The 24,693-nt window shown below is 42.6% G+C and carries 19 protein-coding genes; 6 read left to right on the forward strand and 13 right to left on the reverse strand.

Going from position 1 to position 24,693, the window contains the following annotated elements; all coding sequences use genetic code 11:
- Nucleotides 1-208: 208 nt before the first annotated feature.
- Complete coding sequence (locus tag GQA99_RS03745) at nucleotides 209-1,057, forward strand: mechanosensitive ion channel family protein (protein WP_160052554.1); 849 nt, start codon at nucleotides 209-211, stop codon at nucleotides 1,055-1,057.
- A gap of 220 nt (nucleotides 1,058-1,277) precedes the next feature.
- Here the strand turns inward: GQA99_RS03745 and GQA99_RS03750 are convergent, their stop codons facing one another.
- The 4 genes from GQA99_RS03750 to GQA99_RS03765 all read right to left on the reverse strand — a co-directional run bounded on the left by GQA99_RS03750 (nucleotide 1,278) and on the right by GQA99_RS03765 (nucleotide 4,772).
- Nucleotides 1,278-2,153 carry a DMT family transporter gene (locus GQA99_RS03750; protein ID WP_160052513.1) on the reverse strand — a complete coding sequence of 292 codons (876 nt, stop codon included), beginning with the start codon at nucleotides 2,151-2,153 and terminating at the stop codon, nucleotides 1,278-1,280.
- Between the two features lie 137 nt (nucleotides 2,154-2,290).
- Nucleotides 2,291-3,391: an alkene reductase gene (locus GQA99_RS03755; protein WP_160052514.1), complete on the reverse strand. Its 1,101-nt coding sequence runs from the start codon at nucleotides 3,389-3,391 to the stop codon at nucleotides 2,291-2,293.
- A 13-nt stretch (nucleotides 3,392-3,404) separates the two neighbouring features.
- Nucleotides 3,405-3,785 (reverse strand): lactoylglutathione lyase, encoded by a 381-nt coding sequence (gloA, locus tag GQA99_RS03760; RefSeq protein WP_160052515.1) that lies wholly within the window; start codon nucleotides 3,783-3,785, stop codon nucleotides 3,405-3,407.
- Between the two features lie 177 nt (nucleotides 3,786-3,962).
- Nucleotides 3,963-4,772: a RecX family transcriptional regulator gene (locus GQA99_RS03765; RefSeq protein WP_160052516.1), complete on the reverse strand. Its 810-nt coding sequence runs from the start codon at nucleotides 4,770-4,772 to the stop codon at nucleotides 3,963-3,965.
- A gap of 408 nt (nucleotides 4,773-5,180) precedes the next feature.
- Between GQA99_RS03765 and GQA99_RS03770 the strand changes: the two genes are divergently transcribed.
- A complete protein-coding gene (locus GQA99_RS03770; RefSeq protein WP_160052517.1) occupies nucleotides 5,181-6,374 on the forward strand; it encodes an efflux RND transporter periplasmic adaptor subunit in 1,194 nt (397 codons plus the stop codon).
- A 3-nt stretch (nucleotides 6,375-6,377) separates the two neighbouring features.
- On the forward strand, nucleotides 6,378-8,321 hold the full coding sequence (locus GQA99_RS03775; RefSeq protein ID WP_160052518.1) for a MacB family efflux pump subunit: 1,944 nt from the start codon (nucleotides 6,378-6,380) through the stop codon (nucleotides 8,319-8,321).
- A 21-nt stretch (nucleotides 8,322-8,342) separates the two neighbouring features.
- Here the strand turns inward: GQA99_RS03775 and GQA99_RS03780 are convergent, their stop codons facing one another.
- On the reverse strand, nucleotides 8,343-9,026 hold the full coding sequence (locus GQA99_RS03780; protein ID WP_160052519.1) for an Hpt domain-containing protein: 684 nt from the start codon (nucleotides 9,024-9,026) through the stop codon (nucleotides 8,343-8,345).
- Nucleotides 9,027-9,216: 190 nt separating this feature from the next.
- On the opposite strand from GQA99_RS03780, the gene GQA99_RS03785 reads away from it, so the two are divergent.
- Both GQA99_RS03785 and GQA99_RS03790 read left to right on the forward strand, forming a co-directional pair.
- Nucleotides 9,217-9,624, forward strand: a complete 408-nt coding sequence (locus tag GQA99_RS03785) for a response regulator (protein WP_160052520.1) — start codon at nucleotides 9,217-9,219, stop codon at nucleotides 9,622-9,624.
- Between the two features lie 3 nt (nucleotides 9,625-9,627).
- A complete protein-coding gene (locus GQA99_RS03790; RefSeq protein ID WP_160052521.1) occupies nucleotides 9,628-12,006 on the forward strand; it encodes a PAS domain-containing protein in 2,379 nt (792 codons plus the stop codon).
- A gap of 94 nt (nucleotides 12,007-12,100) precedes the next feature.
- Here GQA99_RS03790 and GQA99_RS03795 read toward each other — a convergent pair whose 3' ends face one another.
- Nucleotides 12,101-12,571 carry a DUF302 domain-containing protein gene (locus tag GQA99_RS03795; RefSeq protein ID WP_160052522.1) on the reverse strand — a complete coding sequence of 157 codons (471 nt, stop codon included), beginning with the start codon at nucleotides 12,569-12,571 and terminating at the stop codon, nucleotides 12,101-12,103.
- A 561-nt stretch (nucleotides 12,572-13,132) separates the two neighbouring features.
- Between GQA99_RS03795 and GQA99_RS03800 the strand changes: the two genes are divergently transcribed.
- Nucleotides 13,133-13,987 carry a CLCA_X family protein gene (locus GQA99_RS03800; protein WP_160052523.1) on the forward strand — a complete coding sequence of 285 codons (855 nt, stop codon included), beginning with the start codon at nucleotides 13,133-13,135 and terminating at the stop codon, nucleotides 13,985-13,987.
- Between the two features lie 99 nt (nucleotides 13,988-14,086).
- On the opposite strand, the gene GQA99_RS03805 is transcribed toward GQA99_RS03800, so the two are convergent.
- From GQA99_RS03805 to GQA99_RS03835, 7 genes are all read right to left on the reverse strand, one after another.
- The gene (locus GQA99_RS03805) at nucleotides 14,087-16,957 is read right to left on the reverse strand and encodes a DEAD/DEAH box helicase family protein (RefSeq protein ID WP_160052524.1); all 2,871 of its coding nucleotides are present in this window, start codon (nucleotides 16,955-16,957) and stop codon (nucleotides 14,087-14,089) included.
- 9 nt (nucleotides 16,958-16,966) lie between these two features.
- Nucleotides 16,967-17,554 (reverse strand): class I SAM-dependent DNA methyltransferase, encoded by a 588-nt coding sequence (locus GQA99_RS03810; RefSeq protein ID WP_160052525.1) that lies wholly within the window; start codon nucleotides 17,552-17,554, stop codon nucleotides 16,967-16,969.
- A gap of 98 nt (nucleotides 17,555-17,652) precedes the next feature.
- Complete coding sequence (locus GQA99_RS03815) at nucleotides 17,653-18,267, reverse strand: hypothetical protein (RefSeq protein WP_160052526.1); 615 nt, start codon at nucleotides 18,265-18,267, stop codon at nucleotides 17,653-17,655.
- A 209-nt stretch (nucleotides 18,268-18,476) separates the two neighbouring features.
- Complete coding sequence (locus GQA99_RS03820; RefSeq protein WP_160052527.1) at nucleotides 18,477-19,178, reverse strand: uracil-DNA glycosylase family protein; 702 nt, start codon at nucleotides 19,176-19,178, stop codon at nucleotides 18,477-18,479.
- Nucleotides 19,179-19,375: 197 nt separating this feature from the next.
- Nucleotides 19,376-22,468 carry an efflux RND transporter permease subunit gene (locus GQA99_RS03825; protein WP_160052528.1) on the reverse strand — a complete coding sequence of 1,031 codons (3,093 nt, stop codon included), beginning with the start codon at nucleotides 22,466-22,468 and terminating at the stop codon, nucleotides 19,376-19,378.
- Between the two features lie 3 nt (nucleotides 22,469-22,471).
- Nucleotides 22,472-23,650 (reverse strand): efflux RND transporter periplasmic adaptor subunit, encoded by a 1,179-nt coding sequence (locus GQA99_RS03830; protein WP_160052529.1) that lies wholly within the window; start codon nucleotides 23,648-23,650, stop codon nucleotides 22,472-22,474.
- A 150-nt stretch (nucleotides 23,651-23,800) separates the two neighbouring features.
- Nucleotides 23,801-24,679, reverse strand: a complete 879-nt coding sequence (locus tag GQA99_RS03835) for an NAD(P)-dependent oxidoreductase (RefSeq protein WP_160052530.1) — start codon at nucleotides 24,677-24,679, stop codon at nucleotides 23,801-23,803.
- Between the last annotated feature and the right edge of the window lie 14 nt (nucleotides 24,680-24,693).

Raw genomic sequence — 24,693 nt, forward strand, 5'->3', positions numbered from 1 at the left:
TTACAAAATATTCAATACTGTGATCGCGCACTTGTTAGCCAAGTTTTATTCACTCAATTTGAATTGATATTGTTTCGAAGAGTTGCACGAGGTTAAGTAATCCACCATTAACCTTGTTTTCTCAGGGTATTAACCCTAAAGTGTCGGCTTGTATCGATAACGATCCAATGACACACATATAAAAAAGCACAAATAGGTAGCAGGTTTGATAGATAAAATAATGTTAGCCATCGATTTTCTTCTAGAGCACAAATTATTATTCACCGCATTAATCATTGTGCTGATCTCACTGATTAAGCAATTCATTATTTCAACCATTCGTGGTGATGTTGCCTTTTTATCAGACGTGCAACGTAAATGGATGTCGCGTACTAAAAACAGCATTTTTATTTTAACTATCATGATTTTGTTCATGCTTTGGCAAACAGAGGTCAGTAAGTTTGCGTTATCCGTCACCGCAATCGCCATCGCGTTTGTGATTGCATCTAAAGAAATTATTTTGTGTTTTACTGGGTCAATACAACGCGCGAGTTCACGGTCGTTTGTCATCGGTGATTGGATTGAAGTGGGTAATATTTACGGCCAGGTTATTGAACATAATTTAATGGCAACCGTTATCCAAGAAATTGATTTAGAAAATGGTCAATACCATTTCACGGGTAAAACAGCCACATTACCCAACAGCATGTTTTTTACTTATGCCGTTAAAAATCATAATTTTATGAAGCGATATGTTTATCACCATATCACTATTACCGTGGCACAGTTTGTTAATCTGTATCCTTTATTCCCTGAATTAACCACCAAAATTGACGGCTACTGTGAAGACTTTATCGAGGTCGCTCGCCGTTACAATGGCGTAATTGAAAAACATGCAGGTGTAGATTTACCCGGTAGTGAACCGCATATTCACGTCACCAGTGGACCAACGGGCGAACAAAACGTCAATATCATGATTTTTTGCCCAACCGAGCGGGCGATAGAGTTAGATTACCAAATAAGACAAGATTTTATGGAGGCGTTCCAGCAACGTTTTCACGCACAACCTAAAAGTTAGGCCGTCATGTTAATCACATCACGCTAATAGCAAAGATGAGTCACTCAAGCTAATAACTCTGGTTAATAGCTCTGGTTAATAGCTCTGGTTAATAGCTCAGGCTAATCGCTCAGGCTAATCGCTTTGACAAATAACCCAGGAAAATTCAACGGGTATGTATGATGAACTCATACATACCCGTTTTCATTTTAGGCAATTAAGGTGGTAAAACGATAACAATTTATTGAGTAGATGTCTTATTCGCAAATTTGATATAGATAAACAGTGACAACAAAATTATCCCCCCGCCAATCAGCTTTTGTGGCTCAACGACTTCACCGAGCAAACTGACTGAGAGTAATAACGTCCAGATGGGTTCAAGGATCATAATTAACGATGCTTTTTCTATCTTTACGCTAAATTGCCCCACGGTTTGCGCTAAGTAACGTAAACAGGTGGCGATGAGTGTCGACACCGCAAACCAAAACACAATATGGCTATTTAGTTGGACACTTTCAGGATGAACAATCAGCATCACAATCAAACCGACAAGGCCTATCATAAACAGTTGCACGCAAATTGACGTGAGCGGTTTAGTCTTGTTCAACACTTGTTTGTTCAATACAAAATGCAGCGACAATAACGCCGACGACAACAAGAAATACCATTGGCTTTTATCAATAACCCAACCGTTAGTTAAGGTGAGTAACATAATACCAATGCATGTCACGGGTAAGGTGAGCCAAAAAATGCGCGGAGGCCTCACTTTAAACAGTATCCACGAAATAAACGGCGCAATAATCATTGCCAGGCTCATAATAAATGCACCTACCGACAATGTATTAGAAATTGAAATCGCATACACCCATACCTCAATAGAGGCGGCCAGTACCACTCCTACAGCACAAAGCGACAATACTTGTTTGGGCCTTAGGGCGAAGACTTGTTTATAGCAAAAGGGTAGTAAAATAATACTGGCGAGTAAAAAGCGCGCTGTAACAAAGGTCACTCCAGGCACTTCTAAAATCACAAATTTAGAGGCAATCCACCCCACACCAGCCAATATCGTCGACAGTAAAATAAACAGCTCGCCACGGTACGATGGTTTGTTTAACACAATATGACTTCCAATACACAGGCAGGCTTTTGCAATATGCCAATAAACAGTGGTCAATAGTAGCAAATACGTCTGATTTAGTGATAGCTAAAATATCGATAAGCGACTCATTAGAGCCGCTTATTTTCATTGCCATATTAACTTGGGCTGTATTCAGGGTAATCGGTTAAGCCTTTCTCAGCGCCGCCAAATAATGTTTCAGATGTGTGCGCCGCTAATGGGTAACCGTGTTTAATGCGCGTTGGTAAATCAGGATTTGAAACAAACGGGCGACCAAAACCAATCATATCGGCAAGGCCTGCTTCAATGGTTTGTGCTGCCGTTTGTGCATTATAACGACCTGCATAAATTAACACGCCTTTATAAGCGGCTCTCACGGATTCTTTAAAGCCTTTTGGGGTTTCTGGCGCATCATCCCAATCCACTTCAGCAAAGTGAATATAAACCACATTGAGCTTATTCAACAGTTCAGCCGCAGCGACATAGGTTTCAACCGGATTAGCATCAACCGTTCCATTGAGTGAGGTAAACGGCGCAAGGCGCACACCAACACGTTCAGCACCAATGGCATCTGATACCGCAGTCACTACCTCTGCAAGAAAACGCAGGCGGTTTTCAACACAGCCGCCATATTCATCGGTACGATTATTGGCATTTGAGTCAATAAACTGATTAATTAAATAGCCGTTTGCAGCATGGAGTTCAATACCATCAAAACCCGCTTCTATGGCATTGAGTGCAGCCTGGCGATATTGAGCGACGACATGATCAATATCGGCTTTACTCATTGCGCGCGGCATAACCACATCGACAAAACCAGGGGCGTTTGAGCCATCATCCACAAACACTTTTACATTTTCAGCTTTAAGCGCCGACGATGAAATAGGCTGTTCGCCATTAATGTTATCGGGATGCGTCACGCGGCCAACATGCCAAAGCTGGGCGAAAATGGTGCCGCCTTTTGCGTGTACAGCCTCAGTGACTTTTTTCCAACCAGCAATTTGCGCCGTACTGTAAATACCCGGTGTCCAGGCATAACCCTGGCCCATGGCTGAAATTTGTGTGCCTTCAGCGACAATAAGGCCTGCAGATGCACGCTGCGCATAATATGTGGCCATAATATCGTTCGCTTCATTGCCCGGTTGCGTGGCGCGAGAGCGAGTCATCGGCGGCATAACAATACGGTTTTTTAAGGTTAAATGGCCCAGTTCAATCGGTTGAAATAATGTATCTGACATTGGGTATTCCTTACTAAATTTGGATAAGTTCGATTTGGTAGCCATCAGGATCGACGATAAAGGCGATGTGGGTCGTGCCACCTTTTACCGGCCCTGGTTCGCGGGTGACGCTGCCGCCACGGGCTTTAATCTCGTTACAGGTGCTATAAATGTCTTCAACGCCCAGGGCGATATGACCAAACGCATTGCCTTTTTCATACTGGTGAGTGTCCCAGTTATACGTTAACTCAATGGTGGTACTACTGCTTATATCGTCATAACCAACAAAGACCAAGGTATAGCGATATTCTGTGTTTTCGGTTCGTTGTAACACTTTCATGCCGAGCACCTTGGTGTAAAAGGCAATCGACTTATCAAGATCGATAACGCGAAACATAGTGTGCAAAAATTTCATATTTTTCTCTCACTGGCATCACACCAACACAATACATTGCGTTAGCGAATGAATATCAATTCTGCCAATGTACACCCAAGACGAGCAAACATTAAATTATGATTTATTATCGGTTTAATAAATTTATGTTATCAATGTGCGGTGGTACTAAACGTAACTAAAACGTAACTAGGTGAGCTATTCATCCTCAATCACCATGGCTTCTTTAATCTCATCACTGCTAAATCCTTTGCGTGACAAATAAGCATAAGCTTTCGATTTTTCTTTGTAATCAGCGAGGTTATAACGCTTTTTCGCCAGCTCATTTTTACAGCTTTGATAAAAATCAATGTCATCAGATAGGCTAAGTTGATACACAGTGTCTTCAAACTCAGTCACATCAATCAGCCGTTGTTTGAGTTCTTGCAAAATGAGGGTTTTGCCTTTGCCTTTATTGAACAGCTTGATGATTTCTTTGCTCAAATCGGCTTTGTCTGCTTTGATGGCCAATTTTGATCGCAAGCTATCACGCTCGGGATGTTGGGCTAAGGCGTGGTCAATTTCGGCGCGCGAAAAGCCTTTGGTAGTCATTTGTGCGTATACTTTCTCTTTGCTGGTGGCATCAAAGTGTTCAAATTTGCTTTGTAATCTCGCGCTCGCCATGTCTAAAGGATCGACATTTTGTGCATGCATAACATGTTCAATAGCGCTGTCTATGTCTGCCATCGCAATACCGCGTTGTTGCAACTTACGCTTTATTGCACCAGCTCCTATTTCATTGCTAAACGCCAACTCGCAATAACGGATTGCAAAATCAACATCTTGTTTTACATAACCGCCTTCAATCAGCCTGGCTAATACCGTATCAATCCATTGCTGATTGTCCGTTTTGCGCTCAAGTTTGTTGCGTATTTCATTAATAGTGAAATCTTGTTGTCCAAGGTGCCAATACGCACTGTTGAAAACGTTATCAATGGTTTTGGCTTGTCGAAGTGGCGGGCGCTGCATAATAGTGTGTAATGATAGAGTGATAGTTAATTTAACCACATTCTAGCAGAATGTGGCCACAGCTTAGCTGCAAATCAACGGTGAAACCCATTTAGGTTTATGGTGTTGTAAGATGATCAACAACATAAGCTTTGTTTTTAGCCAAATACCACATAATGCTGGCTAAGGCGCCAATACTAAATTGAATTTAGTAGCAATACATATCGACGATCTAGGTTACCTCACTATGGGTTAAGACAGGGTTAACTTGAGTGGCTTGCTGGCAAACAAACATAAAACTTTATAATTCAAAAACAGATTATTACATCCTTATTTACATACAATTACCTTGTGCAGACATAGTTTTACAACTCGGCATGTAACATTAACTCATCAAAATAATGTGCTAAATGTGGTTGCAACTAAAACATGAAAAAAACCGGTAGAAAAAAACTGATTATCGTCTTCATTGTCATCGTGTTAATGATTGCTGGCGGTGCTTTTTATGTCATAAACAGCGGGAGCGAAAAACTAACTTACGCTACTGAGCCTGTTCACCGTGGTGATATTGAAAACAGCGTGCTGGCCAATGGCATGCTGCAAGCCTCTAAGTTAGTCAGTGTGGGCGCACAGGCTTCTGGTCAAATCATCCATTTACCGGTTACGCTTGGCCAGCAGGTAAAGCAGGGCGATCTTATTGCACAAATTGACAGTTTAACGCAACAAAACAGTTTAAAAGAGGCGATAGCTTCACTGACCAGTAACGAAGCTCAATTTCGGGCAAAGCAAGCGCAAATCAACCAGGCTCAACAAGAGTTTGCTCGACAAAAAACCTTACTAGCCGACAAAGTCAGTGCTAAGTCCGACTTTGATACAGCTCAGGCCACATTGCTGGTTTATCAAGCTGAACTTGATCAGCTTAGCGCTGAGCAGCAGCAGGTAAAATTGAGTGTCGAAAGCGCGCAACTCAATTTAGGCTATACCACGATTAAAGCCCCAATGGATGGCATGGTGGTGTATACCGCTGTCACAGTAGGGCAAACCGTAAACTCATTGCAATCAACCCCAACCATCGTTGAGCTAGCTGACTTAACTAAAATGACGGTAAAAGCACAAATTTCTGAAGCTGATGTGATAAAAGTTAAACCTGGCCAGGCGGTCTACTTTACCATTTTGGGTCAGCCAAAAAAACGCTTCAACGCGACCTTACGCGCCATTGAACCGGGGCCGACCATTATGGATGGCGACGATAGCAACATGACCTCAAGTGACACCGATGCTATTTATTATAATGGGCTGTTTGATGTCGAAAACCCTGACGGTATTTTGCGTATTGGTATGACCGCGCAAGTCTCTATTATTCTTGAGCAGGCCGAAGATGTGATTTTAGTGCCATCGCAAATACTGCAACCTAATCATGGGAAAAGATCTGGCTTTAGGGTACCGGTTTTAGTTAATGATGAAATTGAATATCGTAATGTCACTGTTGGGATCAACAATAAAGTGAATGCTGAAATTACGAAAGGGCTTGAAGAAGGCGATCAAATTATACTCGGAACAGGAGGTTCAACCAATACTGTGAGTAACCAACGTGGCAATCGTCGGCCACCGATGGGGTTCTAAGCAATGAATGAATCTTCTTTACTTAGTATTTCAGGTGTTTATCGCTCTTTTAGTGCAGGCGAGCAACAACTCACCGTACTCAATGACATTAATCTCGACATCAACCGCGGCGAAATGGTGGCCATAGTAGGTGCCTCAGGTTCGGGAAAATCCACCTTAATGAATATTTTAGGCTGTTTAGACAAACCGTCTAAAGGTCAATATTTCATTAATGGCCAAGATACTTCCACCATGGATGCTGACCAATTAGCGCAATTACGCCGCGAACATTTTGGTTTTATCTTTCAGCGTTATCATTTATTGGGCGATCTTGATGCCGTCGGTAACGTTGAAATCCCAGCCATTTATGCCGGTAAAGATAAAAAACAGCGCACCGAACGTGCCAAAAGTTTATTGTCTCGTCTAGGCCTTGCTGATCGACTTGACCATAAACCCGGCCAACTCAGTGGCGGGCAGCAACAACGCGTTAGTGTGGCTCGCGCACTGATGAATGGTGGCGACGTTATTTTAGCCGACGAGCCAACGGGGGCACTTGATAGCCATAGCGGTAAAGAGATGATGAACTTGCTGCAAGAGCTTCATCAAGATGGTCACACCATTATTTTAGTCACCCATGACATGGACGTCGCCAATTTTGCTGACCGAATAATTGAACTTAAAGATGGTGTTATTATTCGTGATGTTGAAAATAACCAGTCAACAACACATAAAACGTTGCCAGAGGTAAGCACGCCCATTTCCTCATGGTTAAACTGGGACCGTTACATCGAAGCCTTTAAAATGGCATTAATCGCCATGTTATCGCATCGATTACGTACTTTTTTAACCATGCTTGGCATTATTATTGGTATTGCATCTGTGGTTTCTGTGGTGGCACTTGGAGCAGGTTCGCAACAATCAGTGCTTGAAAACATCAGCGCGATGGGAACTAACACTATCGATGTTCGATCGGGCAGCGGTTTTGGCGACAGACGTTCGGCCAAAATCAGAACCTTAACGGCTCAAGACAGTGAATCTCTTAAAGTATTGCCCTATGTTGACAGTGTTACACCTTCAATTAGTAGCGCGGGCACTATTCGTTATGGCAATCAAGCCGTTTCAGCGAGTTTCAGTGGTGTGGGGGTTGACTACTTTAGAGTACGTGGATATTCATTAGCGGACGGCCAATTTTGGGATGACACCAGCGAAACTGAGATGGCACAGCAAGCTGTGATTGATGACAACACTCGTAAGTCGTTGTTTTCTGGTAGTTCAGCCATCGGTAAAGTGATTTTTCTCAATGACTTACCCGTGCGTATTATTGGTGTAACCAAAGCCCAAGAAAGTGCGTTTGGTATCAGTGACTCACTCAATGTTTGGGTACCTTATACAACGGTATCTGCTCGTATGGTCGGTCAACAATATCTTGACAGTATTACTGTGAGGATCAATGAATCTGCGTCAAGTAGTGCTGCAGAACAAGGCATAATTGCATTATTAAAAATGCGCCATGGAACCGAAGACTTTTACACCATTAATACGGATACAATTCGAGAAAGTATCGAAAAAACCACCCAAACCATGACATTGCTTATCTCAGCCATTGCCGTTATTTCGCTCATCGTTGGCGGAATTGGGGTAATGAACATTATGTTGGTGTCTGTTACCGAACGTACCCGAGAAATCGGTGTGCGTATGGCCGTGGGAGCAAGGCAAAGCGATATATTACTTCAATTTTTAATTGAGGCTGTTTTGGTGTGTTTGTGTGGTGGTGCTGTTGGGATCGGGCTTGCCTACTTAATTGGCCAAATATTTGCCATTACCGGGGGAAGTTTTCAAATGATTTACTCTACCGCATCGATTGTAGCTGCGTTTGCCTGTTCAACCTTAATCGGTATTTTGTTTGGCTTTTTACCGGCACGTAATGCAGCGCAGCTCGACCCTGTTGATGCATTAGCGAGAGAATAATGAGCCGAATGCACTGGTATTTTACCCTTGTGATTTAAGCTTTGCCGACAATGCTGATAAGCGTAATAAGGCGTCGTCAAAATCTAATGCTTCAATGGTGTCGCAAAGGATTGTTAAATCGATAGTTAAATCGCTTTTTTGTGGGCTATTAACAGCCAGTTTAGCTTGCAGCGCCTGGCAATGCTCAAGCGCATTGAGGTTGCCTTGCAGTAAATGCTGATTAAGCGTATCAAGCTCGGCTGTTAGCTGCGCAAGAGAAAGAGTTTCAGTTGATTGCGCTGTTTTAGCGATAGGGACATCCACCGCAGAGGTGGCTAACAGCGCGTGGATATGGGCCAATTCTGCCTGGGCGATATCGGCAATAGCTTGGCTTAAATCGGCGTACTCGGTTGAGGTTACTGTTATGGCATCAAGCGCGGCTAATTTACGCTCCCAATTATGTAAAGTTTGATGAAGCGAGGCCAGGCCCGTGGTACCTGCAGTGCCTTTAAGCGTATGGATCAACACTAATAGCTCGCTCACATTACGCTGTGCAGCCCGCTGCTTAATGTCGAGCAATTGTTGGCTGAGGTTTTTCTCGAAAATAGCAATCAAACGCCGATAAAAAGCTTCATTACCCGCAAAAGGCCTAAGTAATTCGGCTAGTGTTGTAGGCTGTGCACCGCTAACAGGCAGCCCAGAACCGACTTTGTGAGTGGTTGTCATTGTATCAAGATCCTTAGCTGCAGGAGGCTGTTCATCATTGTCTTTACCGCTTACCATGAGTTAATTGTTAAATCCGTGGAAAATTTTTGGCAATATCAATGCCTTTATTCAAAGGCTTAGTTTGCTTCAATAACAATTATAATACAATATTAGGGGCTATAGGTGCTAAGCCAACCGCATGGGAGCTCAAATGCAGTTAGATAAAATTTTACACGTAGAAGATGATGAATCTATTCGAGTGATCGTGGAAATGGCGCTAGTCGATTTATCAGGCTTTACGCTTATGTCATGTGATGGCGGGCAGGCGGCATTAACCCAAGTTGAGACATTTACCCCAGAGTTAATTTTACTCGACGCCATGATGCCTGGCATGGATGGCTTACAAACCTTAATTGAGCTACGTAAAAAGCCGCACTGCCAACATATCCCGGTCGTATTTATGACCGCGCGCATTCAGCAAGCCGAAAAACAACAGTATTTAGACGCTGGTGCAGTGGCTGTGATTGAAAAACCGTTTGATGCAATGAGCCTAGGCGATAGGCTTGAAACTATTTATCAAGCTTATCTTGCCTCGCCAGACCGTAATGTCACGGAGTAACTCATGCAAACGCCTGTATTACCGCACAATGAACAAGAGAGACTCACCGCATTACAGCAAACGGGTTTACTCGACACACAAGCTGAGCAACGTTTTGATCGCTTAACTCATTTAGCCCAACTGTGTTTAGGCACTGAAATCGTATTAGTGTCATTAGTCGATGCAGACAGGCAATGGTTTAAATCTAAACAAGGGCTCGATGCCTGCGAAACGGGCCGAGATATTTCATTCTGCGGCCATACGATTTTGGGCGAGGGGGTATTTGAAGTACCCGATGCACTGCTCGATAACCGTTTTGCCGACAATCCATTAGTACTCAATGCGCCCTTTATTCGCTTTTATGCCGGTGTGCCACTCGTGAGTCACGGTGAAAACATCGGCACACTGTGTTTTATCGACAGTAAACCACGTAAATTTACTGACAAAGAGCGTCAAATTGCCACAGAAATTGGCAAAACGATTGAACAAGAAATCCAGGACAGACTTCAAGAGCAGGCCCAGGAAGAATTAGCCGCGCGTGAGCAAATGTATCGTTCGGTACTCGAGGGCACCCGTATCGGCACCTGGCAATGGAATGTGCAAAATGGTGACACAGTGCTTAACGAACGTTGGGCTGCCATTATGGGCTATACACTTGCTGAGCTGGAGCCCATTTCGGTTGACACCTGGCTTAACTTGTTGCATCCCGATGATGTAGCCGACTCAGATACTCAATTAAACGCGCACCTTAACGGCAGCAAAGAATTTTTTGACATTAAATGCCGCATGAAACACAAGCAAGGCCATTATGTGTGGGTACATGATAGGGGCAAAGTGGTGTCATACACCGATGACGGTAAACCCTTAATGATGTACGGCACCCATGCTGACATAACCGAACAAAAATTGAATGATTTAGCATTACAGCAAAGCCGTGATCAACTGTATAAATTGACTCAGGAGTTACCAGGTGTTGTTTATCAATATCAATCTTGGCCAGACGGCCGCGCCGCGTTTCCTTATGCCAGTACCGCCATTGAAGATATTTACGGCGTGACCCCAGAAGAAGTTCGCACCGATGCCACTAATGCCTTTGAGAAAATTCACCCAGATGATTTAGGCCGGTTAGTTGAAAGCATTGAGCGCTCAATTGAAGACCTAAGTCTATGGGAGCTTGAATATCGCGTATCAAGTGACAATCACACGTTTAAATGGTTATCAGGCAGTGCTACGCCCGAGCGAATGGCAGACGGCAGTACCTTATGGCATGGCTACATTCAAGATATCACCGAAACTAAAAAATATTACCTTAAACTTGAAGAGCTTAACCAGGAGCTCAATGTTGCCCAGCAAAGTCTTGATTTAGCCAGCGAACAAGCTCAAATTGGCTACTGGCATGCGTCGTTAAAACTCGGCACCTTGTGGTGGTCGCCAATGGTCTATCAAATCTTTGGTCTAGATGAGCAAGACTTTATACCCAATGACAGAAAATTTAAAAGTGTTATTCATCCAGACGATATTGCAAAGGTAGAACAAAGCCAGCAGCAAGCGCTTGTCACTGGCATTCATAACATCATACACAGAGTTATTCGCCCTAGCGGTGAGGTGCGCTGGGTGCATGGGCTTGGTCAGATAGTGGCAGAAGACAAAAACCCCGATTTAATTATGGTCGGGTCATTGCAAGACATCACCGACAGAATGAAATTACAAAAAGTGAAAGACGACTTTATCTCAACCGTGAGTCATGAGTTGCGTACACCACTGACGTCCATTAACGGCGCATTAAACTTATTGCAATCGGGTAAAATCATCGCCTTGCCTGAAAAAGCCCAAAAGCTGATGGATATTGCCAGCAGTAACTGCATGCAACTCAGTAGACTCATTAATGACTTATTAGATATCGACAAACTGGCCGCAGGCAAAATGCAATTTGAAATGAAAAAACTCAATATTGTGCCACTACTGCAAAGAGCCATTGACGATCACCAACCCTATGCACAGCAACATAATATTACGCTCGAACTGCAAATGGATGAGCATATAAATCAAAGTACGTTGTATGTAGACGAACATCGCCTGCTGCAAATTTTGACTAACTTTTTATCAAATGCGGTAAAGTTTTCGCCCAAAGAGGGTTGTGTCACCTTGTCGGCCACGCTTATCGACAATGAGATTGAAATAGCCGTGCAAGATCAGGGCTCAGGCATTCCAGATGATTTTAAAAGCAGAATTTTTGAAAAATTCTCACAAGCAGATGCCAGTAGTTCAAAAGCAAAAGGCGGCACAGGCTTAGGCCTTGCCTTGTGTAAAGAACTCACAGCAGCCATGCAGGGCAACATTGGTTACGAATCTGAGTTTGGCAGTGGCGCCAGGTTTTATGTTCGCCTGCCCATAGTAAAATAGCAAAATAGCAAAATAGCAAACCCAAGCACTGCTAGCAGAAACTAAAAATCCCAGTGGCACTATCGCGCCACTGGGATTTTTTATTCATCAAAGCTTATTTTGTCGTTGCTGCCTTTGCCAAAGTGTTGAGCACATGACTCACTTTATCAAGCACCGCATCACAGCCTTTAATATCATGGCGTTGTTTAAGATACTGTGGATTGTTATACGACAACCATACCTTGTTGTTCGCATCTTCAGTAATTAAAACCTTTTGCGGTAAATCAATGGCGACCTGCTGATTACATTGCATCAATTGAGTGCCAATCTTAGGATTACCAAAAATAATCACCTCAGTCGCGGGCAAGCTTAGCTCAACAGCTTCGGCATTTTTTTGATGATCAATCCGCGCAAATACCGTAAAGCCTTTATCCTTAATAATTGACTCAAATCTATCTGCAGTGGCTTTAGGTGAATACTGGCTTTGCAAGGTCACAAGACTGTCGAGTGCAAACACTGAAGTAGCAGTGAATACTGAAGTCGATGTAAAAAACAGCGTCATCGCCAGCGAAAGATTTTTGATCATACAATGCTCCATTTGTGATGTTTAAGTTCAATGTTAAAGCAAGATGCTTATGTTAGAACTCGTACTAAAGATTAGCTACTAGAGATTAGCGCTTAGAGATTAGCCCTCAGAGATTAGATAGTAAAAACAACATATCGCCAAGGCTCTTGTTAATATAAAGAATACTACAAGGAGTAATGTAAAAAATAATATAAAAAGTGATGCAAGGACTCACACAAACATAAGCATTAACATAAACATCAGAATAAACGATCCAATTTTGCTGGTGGCCGTAATATCACTAATCGTGATGAAATGAAACAGGTTGAACAATGAACAATAAACCGTCTTTTTGACTAGGTATTCACTTACTTGCATATAAGTTAAAAAATTACCGAGGGTAATACTTTTCTTTTTGCATAAATACGAATAAATATGCTGGTGGTCAGCCTTGGGTTTACGGGAGATTATATGTCACTCCCATCCGCATTTAACATTTCGCTACGTTCAAAAGCGCTAAAGTTGTAAACTAGCTAAGCAGTTAAAAGAGTGTCAGTTCAGTTTGTTGATCAGAGGTATTGTTTGGCGTCACATCATTCGTTATTAAATCACCAGCGCTACTTTGAGCGCATAGGCCCAGATTATCGTAATGGTGCCTCGGTGAGCTTTTTAGACATTAAAGACACTTTTGGTTTACGTCATATTCGTGTCGGTAAATGGGTTAATAAACAAGAATCTGCACTGGCCGCTAATTTGATATTTGATTCAATGGCCGACCTTGCCAATATTTTACGTGTGCCGCCCGAATTAATTGGCCTGCGCGGCAGCCTAAGGTTTGCTTTTGGCTCAGGCGGGCAAAAAGGTGTACAAGCTCATTACTCACCAGCTTATAAAGAATTAGCCCTGGCAAAAAATGCCGGAGCAGGAGCATTAGCCCACGAGTTTTGGCACGCTTTTGATCATTACATTGCCGATAAAATGTTTATCGACGACAGCCTATTAAGCCCCGACGGTTACATGAGCACAGCAAACCGCTTTTCCTGCGCCACAGACCACTGGCTGGCGGATAAAACTATCGTCAATCATCCGCTAAATCAGCAGTTATCTAAGTTATTTGAAGTCACCTTTTTAAGCGCCAACGGCCAGGAACCTCACGACTATGTTCGCCGCTCAATCGCGTTAGACAAACTGCAAAACAGCCAATACTTTGCCAAACCCACCGAAATGATGGCCCGCGCTTTTGAAGCCAGTATCGAAATGTATTCAGAAACCCACGCCGACATAGCCAACCCATACCTGGTCAACAGCACCATCAACTCACCACTGAGCAAACACGGCGCATACCCAGACGCCAAACACGGCGCCGAAATCTATCAAGCATTAATGGCCTATTTTGAACCACTAGGAATAGCATTTGATAAGCAAACGAATGGTTAAGCGAAAGGCACTAAGTAACAAGAAATAAGTAATAAGAGAGTAGTGGACAATTAATCACAAGATTAAGCGACATTATTTATCACTGGTTAGCTGACTTTGTTATTCAACAAAATCAGCTGCATCTAACACTTGCTTTAAACGCGCAAACGTAACCATGCTTTCATTGGCAAGCATGGGGTTATAGTCAAGGTTATGTGCGTTGAGTTGGTATTGACCATTTGGCAATTTGCTCACTTTTCGCAGTAAGTATTGATTGTCTCCAGCGTCATCCTGTATCTCAATAGCCATGATTTTACCAGTAATCGAGCCTGCATTCGTTGGAGTCACTCGCTCAAGTAATAATAAATCACCATCGAGAATGGGGTTCTTGCCGCCATTCATCGAGTTACCGCTGGCTGGGGCGATAAAGTGAATAGCTGGATCGAGCCTATTAAAACTCGAATTTAACTTGAGGGTTTCGCTACTTTCATCAGTACCCGTTTTAAAATGACCGCAAGCAATTTTTAAATCAGGGTAAAAATGCATTAACGTGTGTTGTGGTTGCTCAATAGGTAATTGGTGTACTGTTGCTGCTTGCACTTTCGTTTTTGACGGTTGGCGTTGGCTATAACGAGCTAATAATAACTCTGTTAACTCCCGCAGTGCCGTTGATAAAGTCTCAATATCTGTGCCAGCAATATCAATATTTGCGTGAAGACAATCAGCTTCAACTTTAAACCATGATTGGCTATCAGACTGATCTTGTTTGCTTAAAAATGTAATTGGATTGTCTAGCCAGTACTTTCGCCATTTGGGTGATTGAGCGTCTACATCCTGCAAACTTGTTTTTACATCTTGCGTCCATAATTTGGGGTAACGTTTAAAAACTTGCCAACTCTTGATACAAAGTGCGTCGATACTCGGTGGTGTGCGTAAACCGTTTAGCTCAATAAACGCTTCAAGTAATATTGCTTTGAAACATTTACTCATTGAGGCTTTTTCAACACCGCGACTTAACAATGTTAAATAAGGTGAGAGTGTTTTCAATTGGCTATCTTGTGGCTCTTGGCTGATAGCCAGCTCAAACCAACTACCAAATTGCTGGGTCATTTTATTCCAAGCGTAGCCGCTATGATAAAACTCTGTAGCGGTAGGGCGATGGCCTAACTCGTCTTTGAGTAATTGATATTGTTGATCTGCTTTGGTGTAATCCAGCTTCAATTGCTGCCAAAAATTGATTAATTCAGGATCAATATTAATCAAACACTGGTGGTTTAATTTGGGATTGTTTAAACGTGCAATCGCCTGCTTATGATCAGAAGCTTGCAATAACGCCATTGGACGATTCAAAAAGCTGATGTGATTACCAATAAAGTCGATAATCGAGACAAACTTTTTATTGGTTTCAGGCGAGGTACGCAAACCTCGACCTAATTGCTGTAAAAATAATATTTTTGATTCAGTCGGGCGCAAGATCAAAATGGTATCAATTGAAGGTAAGTCGGTACCTTCATTGAATAAATCGACTGAAAAAATCACCTCAATTTTGCCTGAAGCTAACAAGCTCAAGGCTTCTGCGCGTCTTACGTCAGAGCCACTGTGTACCGAAACCGCATTAATACCTCGGTGTGAAAACCAGTTGGCCATATAATCTGCATGCGCTTTTGATACACAAAACGCTAAAGTGCGTTGTTGTTTGTGTTTTTGCCAATGACCAAAAACATGTTTGGCACGTTTTTCAGTGGCAAATTGGTTTTCGAGAGCTTTGGGATCAAACTTGCCGTTTCGCCAAGGTAAGTCTTGATAATTAACCGTGTCATCATTAATACCTTGATATTGAAATGGCACCAAGATACCAAGCTCAATACCATCAATAATGTTCTTTTCGTAAACTAAATTGTTATCACACAGGGAAAGAATATCCGCCTGATCTGTTCGCTCTGGTGTGGCAGTTAAGCCCAATAAAAACTGAGGCGTAAAGTGGTTTAATAATGATTGATAACTGCTGGCACCTGCATGATGAAACTCATCGACAATGACATAATCAAAATGATTTGGATTCACCTGATTGAGGTGTGTTTGCTGACCTAATGTTTGAATCGATGCAAACACAATATCGGCATCAACAACTTTGGTTTTGGCATTAAAATGGCCGCTGATAAGTTTAGGCAACAATGTCTTAAACGTGCGCTCTGCTTGCAGTAATATTTCTTCTCGGTGTGCAACAAAGAGTACTTTACGGGCGTTAAATTGCTGTACATCGAATGCCGCTAACCATGTTTTTCCCATGCCAGTGGCTAAAACCACCAAACCTTTGGATTGTAATGCTAAGCGTGTGTTGGCAAGGGCTGATAAAGCTTCTTGCTGAGCAAAATTGGGTGCAGGTTCTTCTGGTTCAACTTCATTAACGATTGCAAGCGGCGGCTTAACCACTTTGCGTTTTTCGGCATAACGATTGATAAAATCATCTGTGAGATGAATCGATTGTTGATGGTTAAAAATCTGCAAGAATTGCTGACGAATATAGTTAAACTCGCTGGGGTCTTGGTTTTCAATCAAGTCATGACGCAAACACCATTCGAACGCATGGGTAAACGCGGCCTTGCTTATGTTGTTAGAGCCCACATAAGCACAACCGGTATCATTTTGATCGCTGTGTTGCTGAACGAAAATGTAAGTTTTCATGTGAAAGCTTTGGCCGCTTTTACAGGTGAATATTTTAGTTTTAGCGCCGCGAGATTGCAAAATCATCAGGTGGCGTAATGCCACGGGATCGGTAATACAAAGGTAGTCAGAGGTGACTATATCGATACTGGCTTGGCGCTCTAAGGCATCTGATAACGCATCAAAGATTAAATCCAATCCAGAACGCTGAATAAAAGAAACGGAGATTTCAATATTGCTTGCTCGGTTTATCGCTTGCAATAACTTAGGTAAAAACGGGTCATCCAAACCACCGCTAGTTAATACAGGTCCTTCTGCTAACTTCATGTCGTTTCTCTACTTTGAGGTCTTAATAAGAATGGCATTTAGCCACTTTTCGTTTTCGCGTCCTGGGCGTACATCTGTAGTCACCCAGATATGTTTGCACGTCAAACCTGAGCCTTGTATCCATTGCTCAAGCAAAGACTCATCGGCATCAGCAAAAAAACGGCCATTATGAGTTCGCTCTTGTACGCCATATTTGAAAGAGCAATAAAATACGCCATTGGTTACCAGTGTGCTGGCTAAAGTCGCAAACGTGTTGGGTAGGGCGTTTGCTTCAACATGAAGTAAAGAAGCACAGGCCCAAATGCCGTCAAATTGATAGGTGAGGTCAATATCATCAAAGCTACATACTGCTACTGTTTGGCCTATGTATTCTGAGGCAGCTTTAGCTAATTCTGCACTAGCATCAATCGCCATGACTCGGTAACCCATATCAATAAAGGCTTTGCTGTCTCGCCCAGAACCACAACCCGCATCTAAAACACGAGCATTAACGGGCAATTGACTGACAAACGTTTGATAAAGTTCACTGACATCGGCATTAACAGTTGAGTCAAAAAAGGCTTGGGAATGTTGATTGTAAAACTCGATGGTAGACATAACTCATCCTATATTTATTCTGATGTGAGTTTATCGATAAATTATAGCTGTCTCAAGTATTTAGTTTGTATTCAAACTAGGGACGAATCCAACCAAAATCAATAATCAACCTGTTCAATCACACTGATTGCGGTTGGCCCTCGGCCTTTTTTTGATGGCACTCGGTGGCCGGTGTCTGGGTTGGTTTTCATGGTTTGTAAAAACTGGTTTTGTTGTGGCCCAAAGCTGATGTGCAGTGGCCGGTGTTTGCCGTAGTAATAGAGGCGATCGAATTTAAGATTTTCACAAATCCATGCCGCGACCTGTTGCATGTCGACTGGTGTATCGGCTTGGATATCACTTGATGTGCTGGCTGGGTTATTTAGCACGGTAAAGTCGCATGCTGCTCCGAGACGGTCGCAAATAAGTTTTTGATTTTGATTGAGTTCGTAAGCGCAATGTTGGTCAAGCTTTGGCGCGATATGCGGGTTAGGATTTTTAGCAATTAAGCGTGCAAGCTCGGGTGAGCAAAATCCGTAGGTTAAGCTAATTGGCCCAAATTGGTCGACGATTGGGTCGAGTATTTTTGTCGCCAATGCACTGAGTGCGCGCCAGGTTTCAGGTTGTTTCGGTAAGTTTTCAATTTGATGCAATTGTGCCGTATTGCCGCAGTTTATTAGGTCTGCATAAGTAAAGTGGCGGCTGGCTTTGCCATTGATATTGTAGGTAAACAATCAAAGTCCGATATCAGTATTCTGGTTTGGTGTAACCATACCGTGTATTGATTATGCTGACTAGATAGTAGTGCTACTAATGTGAATTTAACTTGAAAGTAGTTGAAAAAACGATCACTGTTTAAAGAGAAAATAGTTAGGTTGAATGTTACTGATTTACAGAGAAGTCTAAACCAGCAACAATTTTTAATCATCAATTCTGAAGATATTTATAGTCCTGCATTTTCCTTAATCCAAGAGAAAACCTCAGTCTTATTTTTCGGACTATAATAACTTAAATGTGGAACTGCAGCGATAAATGTTGATTTACCATTTATTTCACATTTAAAGCCTTTACACTTCCAATCACCGTGATCTGCATCAATTGTTAATTCAGTTTCATCTATGTGAAATAATTCCTTCAGAAACGCGTAAGCTGATATTGAAGATATACCAAAGGTTAGTATAAGTTTTGGTTTCACTAAGTTCAGAATTGCTTCATGTACAGGCCAACATAATCCAGCTAGACCGAAACATAGATTGCTAGAGTCGCGTGAGGTTTTAAAGATAATATTTGATGCACATACTGTCCTAGGGTCTTGTACTCCAACTCCTTTCAATAGTTCAATTACTCTCATTTGTAGAGGTGCTTTTCCTACCTCATAATGAGCGATTTTGTTTTCCCATCGTTCATCAATAAATGAGTTTTCTGTACGCTTCAACATCCTATCTAGATGAGATTTAATTGAATATGAAGTTGTCGTATCAGGGTTCTCTTGTCCATCGCCACCAGGATTAAGTCCTAATAGATAGATTGGGCCTTCTTTCAATGTTTCATGAGAACTATAAATGACTTCGCCTTTATTTTTTAGAATATGTTTGAGTGTTTTCCTTGCAAAATCAGGTAGATCATTTTTTGTGATATTCGTCATACAAACGGTTTCCTTACCTTAAAAATTTAAAGCTGTTTAAATTTTTTAATTTAAAATCTAACAAATAATCGCTTAATTTAATAATAAGAGCTAGTGATTTTATATTTTTTGTACTGAGGTTTTTTCTTTTGCAAATATTAAAGTGATACCGCAGTGAACGTATTCCCCACTGCGGTATTATTGATATTAATTTTTAATTATTGTTTTGGCTTGACCATTTTTAAAATTATCACTAAAAACAGTGGGGCAAAATACACGACTAACAGTGTTGCGCCTGTCATACCGCCCAGTACAGAGGTACCAATAGCGTTACGGGCATTAGCGCCTGCACCGCTGCTCAATACCAGTGGTAATACACCCAGACCAAAGGCGAGTGAGGTCATGATGATAGGGCGTAAACGCATTTCACAGGCTTGAATGGTGGCGTCTATCATGTCGGCGCCTTTGTCGTAGAGTTCTTTGGCGAACTCGACAATTAAGATGGCGTTTTTAGCGGTTAAGCCAATGGTTGTTAGCACGCCCACTTGAAAATACACGTCGTTTTCAAGGCCGCGAAGCATAATGGCCGCGAGTGCACCGAGTACGCCCAAAGGCACGACTAAAATAATCGCAATGGGAATGCTCCAGCTTTCATATAATGCCGCTAAACAAATGAATACCATAAGCACTGAGATAGCATAGAGTATCGGTGCCTGGTTTCCGGCTTCTAACTCTTGGTATGACATACCTGACCAACTGACTTGTACATCAGTTGATAGCTCTGCTGCGATGGCATTTACTTCATCCATTGCATCACCTGTACTGAAGCCTGGCGCGGCTTCACCTAAAATTTCAAAGGCTGAGTTACCATTAAAACGGGTTAGCTGCGGTGAACCTGTGCCCCAATGTGATGAGGTAAATGCTGACAGCGGTACCATTTCATCCTGATTGTTGCGAATAAGCCAATGATTGAGATCTTCTGGCGTCATGCGGTATTGAGCTTCAGCTTGAATGTAAACTTTTTTAGAGCGTCCACGGTCAATAAAGTCATTGACGTAAGATGAACCCCAGGCAATCGACAATGAGTTGTTGATGTCGTCGATATCAAGGCCAAATACTTTGGCTTTTTCATAATCAATGTCTAAATAAAACTGGGCATTGTCTTCCAGGCCGTTAGGTCTGGAGTTTTGCAATATTGGGCTTTGGGCCATTTTCGCTAACAGTTGATTACGCACTTCGATAAGTTTGTCGTGGCCAATTGCGCCAACATCTTCAAGGTAAAAATCAAATCCTGATGATTGGCCTAGCTCTCTAATTGCAGGACTACTAAATGCAAACACTGAGGCTTTTTTATAACTTGAAAAATACCCCATCGTGCGTTGAATAATCGCATTGACGTTGGTCTCGTCTGTGGTTCGCTCTGACCAGTCTTTTAAGCCAATAAAGCCCATACCGGCATTTTGGCCTTTGCCAGAAAAGTTAAAGCCTGACACGGTAAATACAGTATTGATAACATCAGGCTCATTTTGTTGCAGGTATTCTTTGATGTCGTTCATGACCTCGGCAGTTTGATTGATTGTTGAGCCTGTTGGTAATTGCACCATCATATAAAATTCGCCCTGATCTTCATCAGGTAAAAACGAGCTGGGTAGGGTGTTATACATATACGCGGTGCCAGCTAACAATAAACCGTAGATTAAGGTAAAGCGTAATGGCCGCAGCAGCACACGTTTGATTGAACCTTTGTAACCATGTGATAAGCGGTCAAACAGGCGATTAAAGCCATTGAAGAAACCATTGGTGGATTTTTGTTTCGGTTTTAATAAGGTAGCACACAACACCGGGGTAAGAATTAACGCAACCAGCACCGACAATACCATTGCAGATACTATGGTTAACGAGAACTGTTTGTAGATAGCACCGGTAGAACCCGACATAAAGGCCATTGGAATAAATACCACAGCAAGTACCATGGTAATGCCCACTAATGCGCCGGTGATTTGCTTCATCGACTTTTTAGTGGCTTCTAATGCCGAGAGTTTTTCTTCGTGCATGATGCGTTCAACGTTTTCTACTACCACAATGGCATCGTCGACCAATAGGCCGATGGCCAGCACCATGCCGAACATGGTTAAAGTATTAATAGAAAACCCGAGTACCGACATAACCGCAAACGTACCCAGTAACACAATAGGTACAGCAATGGTTGGGATTAATGTTGCTCTGAAGTTTTGTAAAAACAACAGCATTACAAAAAACACGAGTACGATGGCTTCAAATAAGGTTTTAACCACTTCAGTAATCGATAAACGAATAAATTTATTGCTGTCTGTGGCTTTGGCCATGGCTAAACCCTGAGGAAAGCCTTTTGATAATTGCGCTAATTTGGCATCTACCGCTTCTTGGGTGTCTAACGAATTTGCACCAGATGCCAGCGTGATAGCGATACCCGATGAACCATAACCGTTAAATACAGGGATAACGCTTGAGTCTTCGCTGGCAAGTTCTACCTTGGCAACATCACTAAGACGAACTTTTGAGCCATCTTCATCCACTTTAATTAAAATGTTTTTAAATTCATCAACAGTAGTTAATAAGCTTTGTGCTGTGATAGTCGCATTAATTAATTGGCTATCGGTGGCTGGCACGCCGCCGAGTTGGCCAACGGTAACTTGACTGTTTTGCACCGATACTGCATCTGAAATATCAACCGGGGTTAAGTTGTAACTGTTGAGTTTGGCGGGGTCTAACCAGATACGCATGGCGTAGGATGGACCAAAAATGGTCACGCTGCCGACACCATTAACGCGGCTGATAATGTCTTTAATACTTGAGTTAGCGTAATCCTGGATGTCGCCAGTACTCATGGTGCCATCGGGTGAGTACAGGTTGGTGACAGACATAAATCCAGAGGTACTTTTTTTAACGGTTGTGCCCTGATTTTGCACTGCGGTAGGCAAACGGTTACTGGCTTGCTGTAAATTATTTTGTACCTGTACCTGGGCAATATCTGGGTCGGTATCGGCACTGAAGGTTAATGTAATAGATGCACTGCCTGACGAGCTACTGGTTGATGACATATAAAGCAGGTTATCTATGCCTGTCATGCTTTGCTCAATCACCTGAGTGACACTGTCTTCAATGGTTTTTGCCGATGCGCCTGGATAAGAGGCGGTAATTGTGATAGCTGGCGGCGCAATAGTAGGGTACTGCGCGACAGGCAGACTCATTATTGACGCAATACCTGCAAGCATTATGACGAGGGTGATGGCCCATGCAAAAATTGGACGATTTAAAAAGAAACTAGACATGGCTTAATCCTGCGAGTTTGAATGTGCATCGGCGGTGATGGTTTGCTTAGATTGTTCAGCCTGGTTATCTACGACAACTATCTGGTTATTTTGCAGTTTATTCAGATTGTTAATCACCACATTATCGCCGACATTAAGGCCCGTTTTAACCACCCAACCATTACCGACTTCATTGCCAAGTTCGACTGATCTTTTGGTGATTTTATTGTCTTTATCTACCACAAATACCGATGGTGCACCTGCCTGGCTTCTTACGACAACTGACTGTGGCACAACCAGGTAATCACGCTGCTCTGGCATTGAAATGCTGGCGCGCACGTACATACCCGCTAAAAGACTATTATCGGGATTAGGAATAATCGCGCGTAACGTCACGCTGCCTGTTGAGCCATCAGCCTGGGTGTCAGCAAATTCAAGTTTACCCGTGTGTTGATAAAGAGTGCCGTCTTCTAAGGTTATCGTGACCGGGATAGTAGGGCGTGTACCACGTACATTCATAAACTCCTGTCTTAATTTGTATAACGACACAGAAGATTGTTGCATATCGATATAGACATTATTGGTTTGAATAATGGTGGTTAAATAATCTGATTGGCCAGAGGTGAGCAATGAGCCTTCTGATACCTGTGAAAACCCGGCATAGCCAAAAATAGGCGCTCTGATTTGTGTATACGACAACTCAATATTGGCATAGTCTAACTCGGCTTGACGAATCGCGACTTCAGCTTGAGCCTGGAGGTAGTTTGATTCGGCATCATCAAGCAGCTCCTGGCTTGTGAGGTTTTTCTTCATTAACGCCTGGTAACGTATATAGGCTTTTTGGGTGCTTTGTTCGTTGGCGAGGGCTTTTTTTAGCTCAGCTTGCGCACTGTTGACCGTTGACTGATAGGTTGTTGGGTCGATTTGAAATAACACGTCGCCTGCGGTGACATAACTGCCTTCTTTATACAGCCTGCTTTGTACTATGCCGGTGATTTGCGGTCTGACTTCAGCTTCATTAAATGCGGTTATCCGCCCGGGTAGCTCGGTGTTTAAACGTAAACTGTTATACGACAGTGCCATAGTATCTACGTGTATGTCCTGTACTGGGCGAGTGTCAGATTGAGTTTGATCTGAGCAGGCTGAAATTGCGAAAGTAACAAGTAATAATAAAGGTAATTTACCGAGAGTGAGCTTTAGCATAGTGGCACCATGAGTTATATCAATTACGCTAATATAACAAGCTACGGGTTAAGGCGGGGTTAATGCTTTGGCGAAAATAAAAAAGGTCTTCATTACGAAGACCTTTTTAGTGGTGCATTTATAAAGCCCTTATCGGGCGATGCAATATGACTATTTTGCTAGCTTAACAAAGTAGTCGAAGATTTCTGGTACGTTACCATTACCTAAACCGGCATCAAATGCGGCTTGTAGGTTAGCAGATGAACCTTCGGCAATTTTAGATTGAGTGCCTAGGTCTTCTACCATTTTTAAGAAGTAGCCTAAATCTTTATTGGCGTTAGCAATAGAGAAACCTAAGTCGCTTACACCATCAACGGCGTAGTTTTTACAAAACTTCATAAACGGTGAGTTAGATGGACCTGCTGACATGATGTCGAACAGTTGTGCGCGGTCAACACCAGCAAGCTCTGCGACAGCAAAGGCTTGTGACATAGCACACACTGTAGTCATACCCATAAAGTTATTGATTAACTTGGTGGTGTGGCCAGCGCCTAATGCACCCAGGTGGAATACGTTTTCGCCCTGATCATCAAGTACAGGTTTTACCTTGTTAAAGGTGTCCATGTCGCCAGCGGCCATGATGTTTAATAAACCGTCTTTTGCGTGAGCTGGAGTACGGCCGAGTGGGGCGTCGATCATGCCTGCGCCTTTAGCTGCTAAGTCTGCACCAATTTTGCGGGTTGAAGATGGAATTGAGGTACCAAAATCAACAAGCACAGCGCCTTCTTTAATGCCGGCTAGAATGCCGTCGTCGCCATATACAATTTTTTCAACCACTGCTGAAGTGGTAAGACATAACATAACTATGTCACTGGCAGCAGCAAGTTCTTTTGCTGAACTGACCGCATTAGCGCCACGAGCAACACAGGTAGCAACAGCCTCTTTATTAAGGTCCATTACATTTAGCTGGTAACCTCTTTTTTGTAGGTTCTCAACCATGTTGCCGCCCATAAGGCCTAGGCCGATGAAACCGATGACTGGTTTTGTCATATCTAACTCCTAAA

Source organism: Shewanella litoralis (genome assembly GCF_009828585.1).
GTDB lineage: Bacteria > Pseudomonadota > Gammaproteobacteria > Enterobacterales > Shewanellaceae > Shewanella > Shewanella litoralis.